Annotated in this window: 14 protein-coding genes; 6 read left to right on the top strand and 8 right to left on the bottom strand. The window is 65.2% G+C overall.

Features of this window, described 5'->3' with window-relative positions:
- Positions 1 to 11 precede the first annotated feature (11 nt).
- Complete coding sequence (locus FBY03_RS06410) at positions 12 to 2087, top strand: pyridoxamine 5'-phosphate oxidase family protein (protein ID WP_147171362.1); 2076 nt, start codon at positions 12 to 14, stop codon at positions 2085 to 2087.
- Positions 2088 to 2116: 29 nt separating this feature from the next.
- Positions 2117 to 2593 carry a nuclear transport factor 2 family protein gene (locus FBY03_RS06405; protein ID WP_147171361.1) on the top strand — a complete coding sequence of 159 codons (477 nt, stop codon included), beginning with the start codon at positions 2117 to 2119 and terminating at the stop codon, positions 2591 to 2593.
- A gap of 117 nt (positions 2594 to 2710) precedes the next feature.
- On the opposite strand, the gene pbpG is transcribed toward FBY03_RS06405, so the two are convergent.
- Positions 2711 to 3625: a D-alanyl-D-alanine endopeptidase gene (gene pbpG, locus FBY03_RS06400; RefSeq protein WP_147171360.1), complete on the bottom strand. Its 915-nt coding sequence runs from the start codon at positions 3623 to 3625 to the stop codon at positions 2711 to 2713.
- Between the two features lie 135 nt (positions 3626 to 3760).
- Positions 3761 to 4681, bottom strand: coding sequence for a LysR substrate-binding domain-containing protein (locus FBY03_RS06395; protein ID WP_147171359.1), 921 nt, complete (start codon positions 4679 to 4681; stop codon positions 3761 to 3763).
- Between the two features lie 110 nt (positions 4682 to 4791).
- Here FBY03_RS06395 and betC point away from each other — a divergent pair, with 110 nt between their 5' ends.
- The 3 genes from betC (at position 4792) to FBY03_RS06380 (ending at position 8967) form a co-directional block, all read left to right on the top strand.
- Positions 4792 to 6300, top strand: coding sequence for a choline-sulfatase (betC, locus tag FBY03_RS06390; RefSeq protein WP_147171358.1), 1509 nt, complete (start codon positions 4792 to 4794; stop codon positions 6298 to 6300).
- Positions 6301 to 6373: 73 nt separating this feature from the next.
- A complete protein-coding gene (choX, locus tag FBY03_RS06385; RefSeq protein ID WP_147171357.1) occupies positions 6374 to 7300 on the top strand; it encodes a choline ABC transporter substrate-binding protein in 927 nt (308 codons plus the stop codon).
- Between the two features lie 98 nt (positions 7301 to 7398).
- Entirely contained in the window at positions 7399 to 8967 is a 1569-nt protein-coding gene (locus tag FBY03_RS06380; RefSeq protein WP_147171356.1) for a SulP family inorganic anion transporter, read from the top strand.
- A gap of 71 nt (positions 8968 to 9038) precedes the next feature.
- Here the strand turns inward: FBY03_RS06380 and FBY03_RS06375 are convergent, their stop codons facing one another.
- The 5 genes from FBY03_RS06375 to hemF form a co-directional block, all read right to left on the bottom strand.
- Entirely contained in the window at positions 9039 to 9644 is a 606-nt protein-coding gene (locus FBY03_RS06375; RefSeq protein ID WP_147171355.1) for a hypothetical protein, read from the bottom strand.
- Positions 9641 to 10924, bottom strand: coding sequence for a peptidylprolyl isomerase (locus FBY03_RS06370; RefSeq protein WP_147171354.1), 1284 nt, complete (start codon positions 10922 to 10924; stop codon positions 9641 to 9643). The genes FBY03_RS06375 and FBY03_RS06370 overlap by 4 nt, the downstream gene beginning before the upstream one ends.
- Positions 10905 to 11891 carry a phospholipase gene (locus FBY03_RS06365; protein WP_147171353.1) on the bottom strand — a complete coding sequence of 329 codons (987 nt, stop codon included), beginning with the start codon at positions 11889 to 11891 and terminating at the stop codon, positions 10905 to 10907. The genes FBY03_RS06370 and FBY03_RS06365 overlap by 20 nt, the downstream gene beginning before the upstream one ends.
- Positions 11892 to 12027: 136 nt before the next feature.
- On the bottom strand, positions 12028 to 12852 hold the full coding sequence (gene aroE, locus FBY03_RS06360; protein ID WP_147171352.1) for a shikimate dehydrogenase: 825 nt from the start codon (positions 12850 to 12852) through the stop codon (positions 12028 to 12030).
- A gap of 202 nt (positions 12853 to 13054) precedes the next feature.
- The gene (gene hemF, locus FBY03_RS06355; protein WP_147171351.1) at positions 13055 to 13972 is read right to left on the bottom strand and encodes an oxygen-dependent coproporphyrinogen oxidase; all 918 of its coding nucleotides are present in this window, start codon (positions 13970 to 13972) and stop codon (positions 13055 to 13057) included.
- A gap of 180 nt (positions 13973 to 14152) precedes the next feature.
- On the opposite strand from hemF, the gene FBY03_RS06350 reads away from it, so the two are divergent.
- Positions 14153 to 15130 (top strand): NADPH:quinone reductase, encoded by a 978-nt coding sequence (locus FBY03_RS06350; protein WP_147171350.1) that lies wholly within the window; start codon positions 14153 to 14155, stop codon positions 15128 to 15130.
- 174 nt (positions 15131 to 15304) lie between these two features.
- On the opposite strand, the gene FBY03_RS06345 is transcribed toward FBY03_RS06350, so the two are convergent.
- On the bottom strand, positions 15305 to 15862 hold the full coding sequence (locus FBY03_RS06345; RefSeq protein ID WP_147171349.1) for an L-threonylcarbamoyladenylate synthase: 558 nt from the start codon (positions 15860 to 15862) through the stop codon (positions 15305 to 15307).
- Positions 15863 to 15889 lie beyond the last annotated feature (27 nt).

The raw sequence follows: 15889 nt of genomic DNA, 5'->3' as shown, positions 1-15889 counted from the left end.
GAGTCGCCGCGATGTCTACCCAGCCTCCCGAGAACGCGCCCTCACCCTGGCATGCCGGGGAACAGACCCTGCAGCAACGCGTCGGTGTGGCCGAGCGCATGGCAGCGTTCGGGCGCAAGGTGATCCGCGACCACCTGCCCGAGCAGCACCGCGAGTTCTACCCGCAACTGCCCTTTATCCTGCTCGGCTCGGTGGATGCCGAGGGCAGCCCCTGGGCCAGCATCCTCGAAGGCCGCCCGGGCTTTGTCCATGCCCCGCAACCACGCTTGCTGCAGCTCGATTGCCGGCCAGACGCCAACGACCCGGCAGCGGCCAACCTGGCCGACGGCGCTGCGGTCGGCCTGCTCGGCATCGAGCTGCACAGCCGCCGACGCAACCGGGTCAACGGCCAGGTATTCGGTTCTTCCAAAACAGGCTTCGGCGTGGCGGTGGAGCAGGCTTTCGGCAACTGCCCGCAATATATCCAGCAACGCGACGCGCACTTGGTGCGCGAACCGGGACCACAACAGGGCCTGCAACAGCAGCGCCTGGATGGGTTGGACGAGGCCGCTCGCGAGCTGATTCGCGGCGCCGATACCTGCTTCGTCGCCAGTTATATCGATGCCGATGACGACCCCGCGCGGCGCTCGGTGGATGTCTCGCATCGCGGCGGCCAAGCCGGCTTCATCCGGGTCGAGGGCGACTGCCTGAGCATTCCGGATTTCGCCGGCAACCTGCACTTCAACACCCTGGGTAACCTGCTGCTCAACCCGCGCGCCGGCCTGCTGTTTATCGACTTCAGCAACGGTGATCTGCTGCAGCTCAGTGGCCGCAGCGAGATCGTCTTCGACGGCCCCGAGGTGGCCGCCTTTCAGGGCGCCGAACGACTCTGGCGGCTGCACGTCACTCAGTTGGTGCGGCGCCCGGCCGCCCTGGCGCTGCGCTGGGCTTTCCAGGGCTTTTCGCCGAACAGCCTGATGACCGGCTCCTGGCCACAGGCCCAGGCACGCCTGCAGGCCGAAGCGCTGCGCCACACCTGGCGCCGCCTGCGGGTGACGCGCATCGAGGAGGAAAGCGCGAACATTCGTTCGTTCTATCTGGAGCCCGGCGACGGCGCCGGCTTGCCGCTGTTTCAGGCGGGCCAGCACCTGCCCATCCGCCTGCAACTGCCGGGCAGCTCGACAGCGCTGATCCGCACCTACAGCCTGTCCAGCGCGCCCTCGGATGCCTTTCTGCGCATCAGCGTCAAACGCGAGGGCGCGGTGTCCAGCTACCTGCACGAGCGGATCGCGGTGGGCGACCTGCTCGAAGCGCGGGCGCCGCAGGGCAACTTCATGGTCGCCGCCGAAGAACGGCGACCGCTGGTGTTGCTGGCCGCCGGCGTCGGGGTGACGCCCCTGCTGGCGATGCTGCGCGAGGTGGTCTATCAGGGCCAGCGCACCCGGCGCACGCGCCGCACCTACTTCGTGCAGAGCGCACGCACCCTCGCTCAGCTACCGTTCAGGGATGAGTTGGCGGCACTGAGCCGCCAAGCGGGTGAGGCGCTGAGCGTGCTGCGCCTGCTCAGCCAGCCGGAAGCCCACGCCCGGGCAGGCGAGGATTTCGAACTGGCGGGACGCATCGACATCCAGCTGTTGAAGGCGCTGCTGCCCTTCGATGACTTCGATTTCTACCTGTGTGGACCGAGCCGTTTCACTCAGGGTTTGTATGACAGCCTGCGCGCGCTGCGCATCGCTGACGCGCGCATCCACGCGGAAAGCTTCGGGCCCTCGACCCTGCGCCGCCAGCCCGATTCAGGCCCAGCCTTGCTCCAACAGACCATGGCGGCCACGGGGTCGGTGCCGGTGCTGTTTGCCCAGTCGGCCAAGCAGGCGCGCTGGACGCCCGAAAGCGGCAGCCTGCTGGAACTGGCCGAGAGTCGTGGCCTGAAGCCTGAATTCAGTTGCCGGGGCGGCTCCTGCGGCACCTGTAGCACCCGCCTGGTCAGTGGCCAGGTGCATTACCCGCTTCCGCCGGCCGAGCTGCCGCCGAGCGGTGAAGTGCTGATCTGCTGCGCCATTCCGGCGCTCGCCAGCGAGGGCTCAAGCGGCCTGGTGCTGGACCTTTAATCCACCGTCCACTATTGCGAGGCAACCCCATGAATAACGCCGAAACCCGTCCACCCTTGCCGCCCTTCAGCCGCGAAACCGCGATACAGAAGGTACGCCTGGCCGAAGACGGCTGGAACAGCCGTGACCCACAGCGGGTCGCCCTGGCCTATACCCTCGACAGCCGCTGGCGCAACCGCGCCGAGTTCCCCCGGGGTCGCGCCGAGATCCAGGCCTTCCTCGAACGCAAATGGCAACGCGAGCTGGAGTATCGCCTGATCAAGGAGCTCTGGGCCCATGACGGCAACCGCATTGCCGTGCGTTTCGCCTACGAATGGCACGACGCCGAGGGCAACTGGTTTCGCTCCTACGGCAACGAAAATTGGGAATTCGACGAGCAGGGCCTGATGCGCGTACGCCATGCCAGCATCAACGACCTGCCGATCAGCGCCACCGAGCGCAAGTTCCACTGGCCGCAAGGCCGGCGCCCGGATGATCACCCCGGGTTGAGCGAGCTGGGCCTGTAACCGTCCCGCCCCTGCAAAAGCCGCTGCTCCGGTCAGGAACAGCGGCTTTGCTGTGCGCTGGGGCGCCAACCCTGGGTACTCCTGCGCAACCGCGCGCAGGCATGTTGCAACAGACGGTTAAGGCTGCGCCGCCTGCAACTGGCGCTGTGCCAGCTTGTGTTTCTTGTAGCTCAGCGCCGCCGCCGGCACCGCAGAGACCTTGCCGGTTTCCAGCCAGCGGCGCAGGCGGTTGGCGTCGGCCATGTGGGTGTATTTGCCGAAGGCATCCAGCACCACGAAGGCCACCTGCCGCTTGGCCATCACCGTGCGCATCACCAGGCAATGGCCGGCCTCGTCGGTGAAGCCGGTCTTGGTCAGCTGAATACTCCAGTCGGCCTTGTGCACCAGGTGATTGGTATTGCGAAAGCCCAGGCTGTAGTTGGGCTTGCGGAAGGCCACGCTACGCTCGCGGGTGGTACTGAACTGCTCGATCAACGGGTACTGCTGGCTGGCCTTGAGCAGCTTGACCAGGTCATTGGCGCTGGAGACGTTATGCTCGGACAGTCCGGTGGGCTCGACATAGCGGGTACTGCTCATGCCGAGGGCGCGGGCCTTGGCGTTCATCGCCGCGACGAAGGCCACATGGCCTCCCGGGTAGTGATGCGCCAGGCTGGCCGCAGCGCGGTTTTCCGAGGACATCAGCGCCAGCAGGAGCATGTCGCGGCGGCTGATTTCGCTGCCCACCCGCACCCGCGAGAACACCCCGCGCATCTCTGCGGTGTCGCGGATCACGATCGGCAACTGCTGGTCCAGCGGCAGCTTGGCATCCAGGGCGACCATGGCGGTCATCAGCTTGGTCACCGAGGCGATCGGCACCACCACATCCGGGTTGCTGGAATACAAGACCTGGTTGGTTTGCAGGTCGACCAGCAGGGCACTGCCCGAGGCCAGTTCCTGCCGCGCGGGCGCCTTCTCGGCGGCTTCAAGGTTCGACGCAACTACAGCCACGCTGCACAGCAGCAACAGACTTACTATCGAATGACGAATTTTCACGGGATGCTTCACAGGATTAGGTGAGGGAAGGGCAGAACTGTGCGTTCTGGCCCGCCGTAGTATACGAAAAACGGCTGGTGCTCTTAGAGTGTAGGGTGTCTGCAACGCGGCATTTTGTCCGCTCGGCGGAAGCTTTCAGGCGGGTGCGCCTTCATTCCTCAGTTCGACCTGCAACCAGTCGACGAAACACTGGGTCAAGCGCTGGCGACGCTTACGCTCGGGCAGGACCACGTAATAGCCGAGCTCGGAGCGTGCCTCCTGGGTACAGACCCGGCACAGCAGGTTCTGCGCGAGCAGGTCATCGACCAGGTGGCGCCAGCCAATCGCCACCCCTTGCCCGGCGATGGCGGCCTGAATCAACAGGGTGTAGTTGTCGAAGCGCAGGCTGCCCGAGCTGGGCGCCTCGGCGATCTCCAGGGCGCGGAACAGGCCCTTCCAGTCGAACCAGCGGGTCGGCACCTCGGGCCGCAGATGCAGCAAGGGCAGCTGCGCCAGTGCCGCCGCTGGCAGGGGCAGTTGCTGGCCCTTGAGCAGTTGCGGGCTGCACACCGGAAAAGCCTCCTCGGCAAACAGCAGCTGAGCTTCGCCATGCTTGAAGCGGCCATCGCCGAAGGCGATGGCCACGTCGATCTCCGGCGGCAGCGTACTGAAGTCGCGCTCACTGGTGATCAGGCTGACGTCCACATCGGGGTGGGCCTGGTGAAAACGCTGCAGGCGCGGCATCAGCCAATAGGCGGCCACGGCGAAATCGGTGGCCACCTGCAGCACCTCATGCTGCTGCCCGGCGGTCACCGCGGCCAGACCGGCATCGAGTACCGCGAGACCTTCCTCCACGTAGCGCAGCAACAACTCACCGGCTTCGGTGAGGACGATACCGCGATAGACCCGGTCGAACAGGCGCGTCGCCAACTGCTGTTCCAGGCGCTTGATCTGCTGACTGATGGCCGGCTGGCTGCTGCCCAGCTCGGCGGCCGCCGCGGTAAAACTCAACTGGCGGGCGGCGGACTCGAACACCCGCAAGGCATCCAGGGAGAGGCCCTCGAGCGCTCTTAACATAAGCTGTACTTATCCAAGTTATGTATTCCTGCCGGGTTTACCACGATTTTGTTTTGGCTTGATCATAGCCACAGAACTTTCGCATAAATCTTTTATATGGAATACCCGCCATGAAGCGCCCGAATATCCTGTTCATCATGGCCGACCAGATGGCCGCGCCGCTCCTGCCGATCCATGATCCGGCCTCGCCGATCAAGATGCCCAACCTGGTGCGCCTGGCCGAAACGGGCGTGGTATTCGATTCCGCCTACTGCAACAGCCCGCTCTGTGCGCCATCGCGCTTCACCCTGGTCAGCGGCCAGCTGCCGAGCAAGATCGGCGCCTACGACAACGCCGCCGACTTCCCCGGCGACGTGCCGACCTATGCCCACTACCTGCGCAGCCTCGGTTATCACACGGCGCTGTCGGGCAAGATGCATTTCTGCGGCCCGGACCAGCTGCATGGCTACGAGGAGCGCCTGACCAGCGACATCTACCCGGCCGACTACGGCTGGGCGGTGAACTGGGACGCACCCGAAGAACGCCTCTCCTGGTACCACAACATGTCCTCGGTGCTGCAGGCCGGTCCCACGGTGCGCACCAACCAGCTGGATTTCGATGAAGAGGTGGTGTTCAAGGCCCAGCAATACCTCTACAACCATGTCCGCGAGAACGCCGAGCAGCCGTTCTGCCTGACCGTATCCATGACTCACCCGCACGACCCCTACTGCATCCCGGAAGAATTCTGGAACCTGTACCGCGACGAGGACATCCCGCTGCCAGGAGTCAAGATCGAGCAGGAGGATCTCGACCCGCACTCGCAACGCATCCTCAAGGTCATCGACCTGTGGGGCAAGGAGCTGCCCGAAGAGAAGATCAGGGACGCGCGGCGCGCCTATTTCGGGGCCTGCAGCTACATCGACGCGAATATCGGCAAGCTGCTGAAAACCCTGGGTGACTGTGGCCTGGCCGAGGACACCATCATCGTCTTCTCCGGCGACCACGGCGACATGCTTGGCGAGCGCGGCCTCTGGTACAAGATGCACTGGTTCGAGATGGCCGCACGGGTGCCCTTCGTGGTGCATGCGCCGAGCCAGTTCGCCGCGCACCGGGTCAGTCAGTCGATGTCCACCGCCGACCTGTTGCCGACCCTGGTGGAGCTGGCCGGCGGTGCGGTAGACCCCAGCTTGCCGCTCGATGGCCGCTCCCTGTTGCCGCACCTGCAAGGCAGCGGCGGGCATGACGAAGTGCTCGGTGAGTACATGGCCGAAGGCACTAACAGTCCGCTGATGATGATCCGCCGCGGCGACTGGAAGTTCATCTACTCCGAACAGGACCCGTTGCTGTTGTTCAACGTGGCCAATGATCCGAAAGAGCTGGAGAACCTGGCCCAGTCACCCGATCACCGGAATCTGCTGGCCGAGTTCCTCGAGGAGGCACGCCAGCGCTGGGACATGCCGGCGATCCATCAGGCCACCCTGGCCAGCCAGCGCCGTCGACGTTTCGTCGCCGAGTCGCTGAGCAAGGGCAAGCTGAAGAGTTGGGACCATCAACCCATGGTCGATGCCAGCCAGCAGTACATGCGCAACCACATCGATCTGGATGACCTGGAGCGGCGTGCGCGCTTTCCGCAACCTTGACCCCTGGTCCTGCAGCCAGCCATGTTCGGCGTGAGTCCTGCTCGCGCTTACCCACACCAAGAGGATAGTCGGCATGAAAACAATCAAAAGCGCCTGCATCGCCAGCCTGTTACTCAGCTCGGTCACGCTCGCGGCCCAGGCCGAAGACGCCAGCTGCGCGACGGTCAAACTGGGCGATCCCGGTTGGAGCGACATCGCCGTGACCAACGGCGTCGCACAATTTCTCCTCGACGGTCTGGGCTACAAGACCGAGACGCAGATACTCGCCGTACCGATCATCTATGCCGGGCTGCAGAAGGGTCAGGTCGATGCCTTCCTCGGCAACTGGATGCCGGCACAACAGGATAACTACGACAAGTTCGTCGCCTCCGGCATCGTCGACAAGCTGGCCGAGAACCTGACCGGCACCGAATACACCCTGGCCGTACCCAGCTACGCCTATGAGGCCGGGGTGAAAACCTTCGCCGACCTGGACAAGTTCGCCGATCAGTTCGAGCACAAACTCTACGGCATCGCCTCCGGTTCGCCGGCCAACGAATCGATCCGCAAGATGATCGCCGCCGACGAGTTCGGCCTCGGCGACTGGAAACTGGTCGAGTCCAGCGAGCAGGCGATGCTGGTTCAGGTCGGGCGTGCGGTGAAGCGCGACAAGTACGTGGTGTTCCTCGGCTGGACCCCGCACCCGATGAACGTGCAATACGACATGCGCTACCTCAAGGGCGGCGAGAAGTACTTCGGCGAGAGCGGCAACGTCAACAGCCTGGCGCGCAAGGGTTACGCCAGCCAGTGCCCGAACGCCGGCAAGCTGCTGAGCAACCTGAGCTTCACCCAGGAGATGGAGAACGCCATCATGAACGAGGTGATGAGCAAGAAGGCCAACAATGAAGAGGCGATCAAGAACTGGCTGAAAGCCAACCCGACGGTCATCGACGCCTGGCTGCAAGGCGTCACCACCCGCGATGGCGGCGATGCACTGGCAGCGGTCAAGGCGCGTCTTTGAACAATCCAGGTGGATTGGCGTAGGCTGGGCGTCAGCCCCGCCTGAAACAGCCGCGTGGGCAGACTCCCGTATGCCCACGCCAGGACCGAGCGACGCCGATGCCGCTACCCAGCCGCCAAACCCTGCTGCCCTTCCTCAGATGGTTGCCCAACACCAGCCGGCGCAGCCTCGGCAATGACCTGCTGGTCGGCCTGACCGGCGCCATCCTGGCCCTGCCACAGTCCATCGCCTACGCGCTGATCGCCGGGCTGCCGCCCGAGTACGGCCTGTACGCCGCCATAGTGCCGGTGATCATCGCCTGCCTGTGGGGCTCGTCCTGGCACTTGATCTGCGGCCCGACCGCGGCCATCTCCATCGTCCTGTTCACCAGCGTCAGCCCATTGGCCGCGCCCGGCAGCGCCGACTTCGTGGCCCTGGTGCTGTTGCTGACCTTTCTCGCCGGCCTGTTCCAGTGGCTGCTCGGGCTGTTGCGCTTCGGCGCCCTGGTAAATTTCGTGTCGCACTCGGTGGTGCTCGGTTTCACCCTCGGCGCCGCGCTGGTGATCGCCCTCGGCCAGTTGCCCAACCTGCTCGGCATCAGCATTCCCAGCCAGCCCACGGCGCTGGATACGCTGCTCAACATCGGCCAGCACCTGGGCGAGAGCGACTGGCGTGCCCTGCTGTTGACGGTCTTCACCCTGGGTCTGAGCCTGCTGATCCGCCGCCTCTGGCCACGGGCGCCGGCCTTGCTGCTGGGTATCAGCGCCGGCAGCCTGCTGGTGTTCCTGCTGCCCGAACAGGCCGCGGGAATCGCCCTGGTCAGCGCCTTCGAAGGCCAACTGCCGCCCTTCAGCCCGCTGACCTTCAAGCTGTCGAACATCCTCCAGCTGCTGCCGGCGGCGGTGGCCTGCGGCATGCTCGGGCTGGTCATCAGCCTGTCGATCGCCCGCGCCCTGGCCAGTAAATCGCAACAGTTTCTCGATGCCAATCAGGAGGTCCGCGCCCAAGGGCTGTCGAATATGCTCGGGCCGTGGTTTGCCGGTTCGCTGTCGGCCGGCTCCTTCACCCGCTCGGCGCTGAACCTGCAAGCCGGCGCCCGCTCGCCGCTGGCCGGGGTCTGTTCGGCGTTGCTGGTGGCGTTGTTCGCGGTGTTCGGTGCGCGCCTGATCGCGCACATCCCGCTGCCCTGCATGGCGGCGAGCATCCTGCTGATCTGCTGGGGGCTGATCGATATCGCCGGGGTCAAGGCGCTGTACCGGGTCAGCCGCTCGGAGTTTCTGGTGATGCTGCTGACCCTGCTGGCGACCCTGCTGCTGGAGCTGCAGGCGGCGATCTATGCCGGCGTGCTGGCCTCGCTGTTCTTCTACCTCAAGCGCACCTCGCAACCGCGGGTGAAGGTCTGGCAGGAGGGCGAGGAAGAACTCCTGCGGGTCGAGGGCTCGATCTTCTTCGGCGCCTGCCAGTACCTGCAACAGCTGCTGCAGCGCAGCCACGGCGAACGGGTGGTGATCGATGCCCACCACGTCAACTTCATCGACTACGCCGGGGTGGAAATGCTCCATCAGGAAGCGCGCCGGCTGCTGGCGCAGAATCGCCGCCTGATCCTGCGCCGCGCACGGCCGCAGGTGATCGAGGAGATCCATAAGCTGGAAGGCGCCGAGCACTGCCCGGTGCAGTTCGAGGACTGACCGGGCAGCACTTGATCCATGCCTTCGAGGCGCTTAGCCGGCCATCGCGACTGGCGCGTTGCCCCCGCGCTTCAGTGACTGGCAGAGGGCGGCGCAACGCCGCTGTCGCCGTTCGGCAGCAGCTCCGGGGACTCGCGTTGCAGGCGGCTGTGCAAATGCTGCAACTGCTCCAACGCCGCCCGCGCCTCGTCGATCTCCACGGCGCTGCGTTCACCACTCTGCGCAGCTTGCTCGATGCGCGCACGGATAGAGGGAATCTGCTGCACCCCACTGGCCCAGACCTGCACCAGGGCGCGCTCCTGCTGATCGGCGAAGGCGGCGTACTGCTGCGGATCGGCCAGTTGCGCCGCGCTGGCCCCCGTCCGCGCTTGCAGCTGGCCCAGCGCAGGCTGGCGCGGATCGCCTTGCTCGGCCATCAACTGGATCAGCATCTGCGCTTCCGCCACCGAGTAGGCCGTCGGCACTGCCAGCGCGTCATCCGGTTTCAGCGGCGCAGGCGCCGGCCTAGTCGTCAGCGGCTTTTTCGCGGCCAAGTGCGGCGCGACCAGCGACTGCGGAGGCGCTGGCGGGCTTACCACTACCGTGACCGGCGGCGCCGATATCGTCGGCAGCAGCCAGATGCTCACGCCCACCGCCAGGCCAGCGCTGGCCAGCGCCAGGCTCAACCAGCCCTTCACAAACCCTCTACCTTGGCCGCAGCGGTCAAGGCCTGCAGGCGCGCCTGGAACTGCGCCGCCAGCTGTTCCTTGGCCACCGCCTGATTGACCTCGAAGCGCACACTGGGGTCGCTCAGCGGCAGCTGGTGATCTTCACGAGCCCGTACCTGGACGATCTCGAACCCACCCTCGACCCACATCGGCTGCGAGAATGTGTCGGCCTTCTGGATCAGCGCGGTCTTGCGCAAGAAATCCAGATGCGGGTCGTCATGGCGGATCTGCCCCAGGTCGCCGGGCCGCGCACCTTGCTTGTCCTCGGCGATCGAATACCGGCGCACCGCCTGCTCGAAGTCCAGGCCCTGCTGCAACTCGGCATGGACCCGGTCGGCGCTGGCCTGATCGCGCAGACGGATATGCGCGGCCTGGACCTCGGCGACGTTGCGGTACTGGGCCAGGTTGCGCCGGTAATAGGCCGCGGCGTCGGCATCGCTGACGCTGCGCGCCAGCTGCTTGAGACCCGCCGTTTCATGGTGAAAGTCGCTGAGCACGCCAATCTGCTGCAGGTACTTGTGCCGCACCAGCTTATCGCGCACCAGCCTGCGCACGCCTTGCAGCTGTGCTTGGCTGTAGCCTTGCTCAGCGAGCTGATACCAGAGGTAATCGCGCATTGCGTAGTCGTGCACCAGTTGCGCCATCAGCCTCAGGTTGCCCTGCTGCAGTTCGACCTGCCCCTGCACGCTGACGCCCTGGTACAGCTCGAGCAGGTTCAGGCGCCGCGGCGGCTGGCCGGGAAACTGCCAACCGATCAGTTCGACCCGCGCCGCCTCGGCCTGCTGCGCCTCGCTCAGCAACAGACTGTTGAGCACCACGCCTTGCGCCTTGGGCGCCAGGGTCTCGCGCAAGCGTTGGCTGCTGAGCCCCTTGGGCTGTTTGAGGAAGGGCGCGAGATCGTGCTGCAACTGCTGGCCATGCACCTGCTCGATCAGGTTGGCCGCCTCGACGTCGACCAAGGCTTCCAGGTCCTGACGATAGGCCGGCTCCAGCTCGGCTTCGACGGCCCGCGCCAGTACATGGTTTTCCACCAGGCCCAGACGCAGCGTGCGCGGATCACCAGCGCGCTTGACCCGGTTCAGCGCCTGTTCGAGCAACTGGATACTTTTAGCGGGCAGCACCTCATTGTCGATGCGCAGGTCCTGGCTGGCACTGGCGGGCGGAGCGAAGCCGCTCAGCCAGAGCAGCAACGCCCCGGTGCAACCCGCCCGCCAGAGCGGGTTGCGTGACTTACAGGCCACCTTGTCCATAGATGCTGTTAGCGCCCTTGGTGAGTACATTGACGGTCAGCGCGATGGACTCCGGAATCAGCTCCTTGGCCACGCGCAAGCGCGTGGCGTAGCTGCTGTCGTACAGCGGCTCGGGATGCTGGTAGGCCACCTGGGCGGTCTGGGTTAGCAGGTCGCGCAAGGGTTTGCGTGGGTCATAGTTACCCACCAGATTGACCACCGCCGCCTGGGTGTTCAGCTGCTCGCTGAAGTAGTGGTCATCGACCCAACCTTCCCAGCTGGAGTGGCCATTGGCCGAGGTGATCCAGGCGTGGTGCGGCTGCGCCACGTCGCCGGTGGCGTGCAGGGCATAGCCGATGGTTTGCAGCGACGGCGCGGCCTTGAACTGGTCGAACCAGTACTTGGCCAGGTTATCGATCGGCTGGAAGGCGGCCACCTGGAAATCGTCGTAATGCTCCTTCCATTTCGAGCTACTGCCCTGGCGATAGTGCGCCTCCGTGCTGTTGTAGTCCTCGGTCTTCAAGCCGCGGTTGTACAGGTAGACCATGGCGTACCAGTCGACGTCCGACGCACTGCCGTCGACCTTGTGGTAGCGGTAGTCGTAGCCGCCATGGTCATTGCCGTGGGCGTCGCCCTGGCGACCCATATTGATGAAGTGCCAATACGAGGTGTAATTGACCAGGGAGGCCCCGGCGTTCCAGGCCGGCGCGTATTCATAGCCCACCCACCAACCCCCCAGGCGGGTGTCCTGGAAATCGTCGACGTCATAGGCGGCCTGGCCGAGTACCTCGCCGGCCTTGGCTTCGCTGCCGGCGGCCTGCACATAGAACTGATAGGCCCGGCGCATGTCCGCCGTGGCATAGGTCGAGTTCATGTAGGCCAAGGCATCCTTGACGATGTTCTTATGCGTGGGTTGCGACCAGGCGCCTGCCTGGGATGCCGAGAACGCCAGGCCTAGACCAGCGATCAGCAGGGGGAGTTTTTGCATGGGAAGCGCTCTCTTGTAATTGGACTTGAGCAGCATTACCCGGTGACATGGCAGTTGCGTGACCATGCCCGGCCCATGACTAGAGCCGATAGCCTTGGCCTTCGCCTAGCCAACTAATGTTTGGACTAGACCAGCGTCATCCCTGCGCCAGTAACACTCGCATGTGTTGCAGCACCGGCGCCGAGTCTGGGCGCACTCCACGCCACAGATGGAACGCCTCGGCGGCCTGTTCGATCAACATACCCAGACCATCCAGGGTACGCGCGGCGCCATGCGCGGCAGCCCACTGATTGAAGGCGGTGGTGTGCTGGCCGTACATCATGTCGTAACACAGGGTGTGGCCGGGCTGGATCAGGCTCGGGGCAATCGCCGGCAGCTCTCCGGCCAGGCTGGCCGAGGTGCCGTTGATGATCAGGTCGACCGGCGCGTCGATCCAGTCGAAGCCGCTGGCCAGCACCGGGCCCAGGTCGGCGAACTCACGCGCCAGTTGCTCGGCTTTCTCCACCGTGCGATTGGCGATCACCAGCGCCGCCGGCTGCTCGGCCAGCAGGGGCTCCAACACCCCGCGCACCGCACCGCCGGCACCGAGCAGGAGGATGCGCTTGCCGTGCAAATCGCAGCCGGCATTGACCGTCAAATCACGGACCAGGCCGGCACCGTCGGTGTTGTCGCCGAGCAGGCTGCCGTCGTCGAGTTTTTTCAGGGTATTCACCGCACCGGCGCGCTGGGCCCGTGGCGTCAGACTGTCGGCCAGCTGGTAGGCCTGCTCCTTGAACGGCACAGTGACGTTGGCGCCCTGGCCTGCGCTGAAGAACGCCCGGGCGAAACCCTCGAAGTCCTCCAGCGGCGCCAGCAAGGCCTCGTAACTCAGCTGCTGGCCGGTCTGCTCGGCAAACAGCCGATGAATCAACGGCGACTTGCTGTGGCCGATGGGGTTGCCGAAAACGCCGTAGCGGTCCATGGGGAAATTCCTCGCGTCAAAATTTGCGCTGAACGCGTCATGAGTGAAGGACAGGCAAGGCGAAAGCGGGCGAGGAAGCGGAGTTTACGCATGTAAATGAGCATGACTCGTTTCTCTCGCCCTATGGGCCGCGCTGTAGCGCGTTAGCCGCAAGCGGCTTCCGAGTTCGCTTTCAACGCAGCATGGTCGAACGCAACAGCGTTCAGGGTAAATTTTCCAGCCAGTCACGATCGGTCAGGAAGTACTCGGTGAGTCGCGCTTCTTCGCTGCCCGGTTCGGCCTGCCAGTCGTAACCCCAGCGCACCAGCGGCGGCAACGACATCAGGATCGACTCGGTGCGTCCGCCGGACTGCAGACCGAACAGGGTGCCGCGGTCGTAGACCAGGTTGAACTCGACATAACGCCCGCGGCGGAAGGCCTGGAACTCGCGCTGCTGCTCGGTGAAGGGCGTGGCCTTGCGCCGCTGCACGATCGGCAGGTAGGCCTCCAGGTAAGCATCGCCGATGGCACGCACGAAGGCGAAGCTGGTCTCGAAGTCCCATTCGTTCAAATCGTCGAAGAACAGGCCGCCGATGCCGCGCGGTTCGTTGCGGTGCTTGATATGGAAATAACGGTCGCACCAGGCCTTGTAGCGCGGGTACACATCCTCGCCGAAGGGTGCACAGGCCGCTTGCGCAACCCGGTGCCAGTGCACGCAGTCTTCTTCGACGGCGTAGTAGGGCGTCAGGTCGAAACCGCCGCCAAACCACCAGACCGGTTCCTCGCCTTCCTTCTCGGCGATGAAGAAGCGCACGTTGGCGTGGGAGGTGGGGATGTGCGGGTTTTCTGGGTGCATCACCAGGGACACGCCGAGCGCCTCGAAACCGCGACCGGCCAGCTCCGGACGATGCGCGCTGGCCGAAGGCGGCAGGCCGCTGCCGAACACATGGGAGAAGTTGACCCCGCCCTTTTCGATCAGCGCGCCGTTCGCCAGCACCCGCGTGCGCCCGCCACCACCGGCCGGACGCTGCCAGGCGTCCTCGACAAACTCGGCGCTGCCATCCTCGGCTTGCAGGGCAGAACAGATACGGTCTTGCAGGTCGAGCAGGTAGGCCTTCACGGCCTCAGTACGGTCACTCACGGCGGCACCTTAAACGGGTCAGGCCGCACAGCCCCAGGCTGGCGGCGAAATCGGCGGCTAGCATAGCATTTGCGCCGCGCCCCTCGCAGTTGACGCAGGTCAATGGGGACGATTGGATAGGTGCTTGTTTTGCCCACGCCCGGCATCATCACCGGCTTAACCGTTCGACAGGAGCCTGACATGGCCAAACGTATCCAGTTCAACCGCCACGGCGGTCCCGAAGTCCTCGAGTTTGTCGATTACCAGCCCGCTGCACCCGGCCCCCATGAGGTGCGCGTGCAGAATCAGGCGATTGGCCTGAACTTCATCGATACCTATTTCCGCAGCGGCCTGTATTCGCCACCCGCCCTGCCTTCTGGCCTGGGCACCGAGGGTGCGGGCATCGTCGAAGCGGTCGGCGCAGAAGTCAGCCAGTTCCAGGTCGGCGACCGCGTGGCGTACGCCACCGGCCCATTGGGCGCCTACAGCGAGTTGCATGTGCTGCCCGCCAGCAAACTGGTCAAGCTGCCGGATGCAATCAGCTTCGAGCAGGCGGCGGCGGTCATGCTCAAGGGCCTGACCGTGCAGTACCTGCTGCGCCAGACCTTCGCCCTCAAGGGCGGCGAGACCATTCTGTTCCACGCGGCCGCAGGTGGCGTCGGCTCCTTCGCCTGTCAGTGGGCCAAGGCCCTGGGCGTGAAGCTGATCGGCACCGTCAGCTCCACTGCGAAAGCCGAAAAGGCCAGGGCACAAGGCGCCTGGGCGACCATCAACTACAGCCATGAGAATGTGGTCGAGCGAGTGCTGGAGCTGACCGACGGCAAGAAATGCCCGGTGGTGTATGACGGCGTCGGCAAGGACACCTGGGAGACCTCGCTGGACTGCGTCGCCCCACGCGGCCTGCTGGTCAGCTTCGGCAATGCCTCAGGCGCGGTGACCGGGGTCAACCTGGGCATCCTGGCGCAGAAGGGCTCGTTGTACGTCACCCGCCCGACCCTGGCTGGCTACGCCGATACCCCCGAGCGCCTGCAGAACATGGCCAACGAGCTGTTCGGCATGATCGCCGGCGGCCAGTTGCAGGTCGAGATCGGTCAGCGCCATGCCCTGGCCGACGCCGCTGCCGCGCAGACGGCCCTGAGCGCGCGGCAGACCACCGGCTCGACCATTCTGCTGCCGTAGGGCGGGTTAGGCGCGCCAACCGGCTTCGCACGCACTGTCCAATGTCTGCCGCGCCGTAACCCACCATGGCCATCTGCGGCGCCTGAACTGGTGGGTTACGCGGCGCTCACATACCGCACGACTATCGATGTCGTGACAATGCGCCGCTAACCCACCCTACGAAAGCCGAAAGCGTCAGGACGGCCTGATCACCTCGCCGGTGAGCAGGTCGCGGATCACGCTGGGGTTCTTGCGCCCGCCGAGCGCGCCGCCCAGCACCTTGTCCAATTGCCGTGGGAAATACTGCTCGACCCGCAGCCGCGTGCGCGCCGCCGGGCGTCCGGCGGGGTTGGCCGAGGTCGACACCAGCGGGCCGGTGAGGGCACACAGCTGGCGCACCAGAGGATGATCGCTGACGCGCAGGGCGACGCTGCTGTGCCGGCCGGTGATCCATTTCGGCAGACGATCCCGATGCGGCACCAACCAGGTGTTCGGCCCCGGCCAGCTGCTGGCCAAGCGTTCTTGCCAGACCTCCGGCAAATCGTCGAGGAGGAAGTCGAATTGCTTGATGTCGTCCGCCACCAGGATCAGCCCCTTGTCCATCGGTCGCTCCTTCAGCGCCAACAGACGATCCACCGCCATTTCGTTCCACGGATCGCAGCCCAGGCCCCACACCGCTTCGGTCGGGTAGGCGATCACGCCGCCCTCACGCACCACGCGCGCCGCCTGCTGTACCTGCCAACTGCTGACCATTCACTGCACTCCGTCCCGCTGAAGAAT

Origin of the sequence: Pseudomonas sp. SJZ079 (genome assembly GCF_007993865.1) — a bacterium.
Taxonomy (GTDB): Bacteria; Pseudomonadota; Gammaproteobacteria; order Pseudomonadales; family Pseudomonadaceae; genus Aquipseudomonas.
Note: the sequence above shows the minus strand (reverse complement) of the source record. Positions and strands in the feature narration are given on the sequence as shown.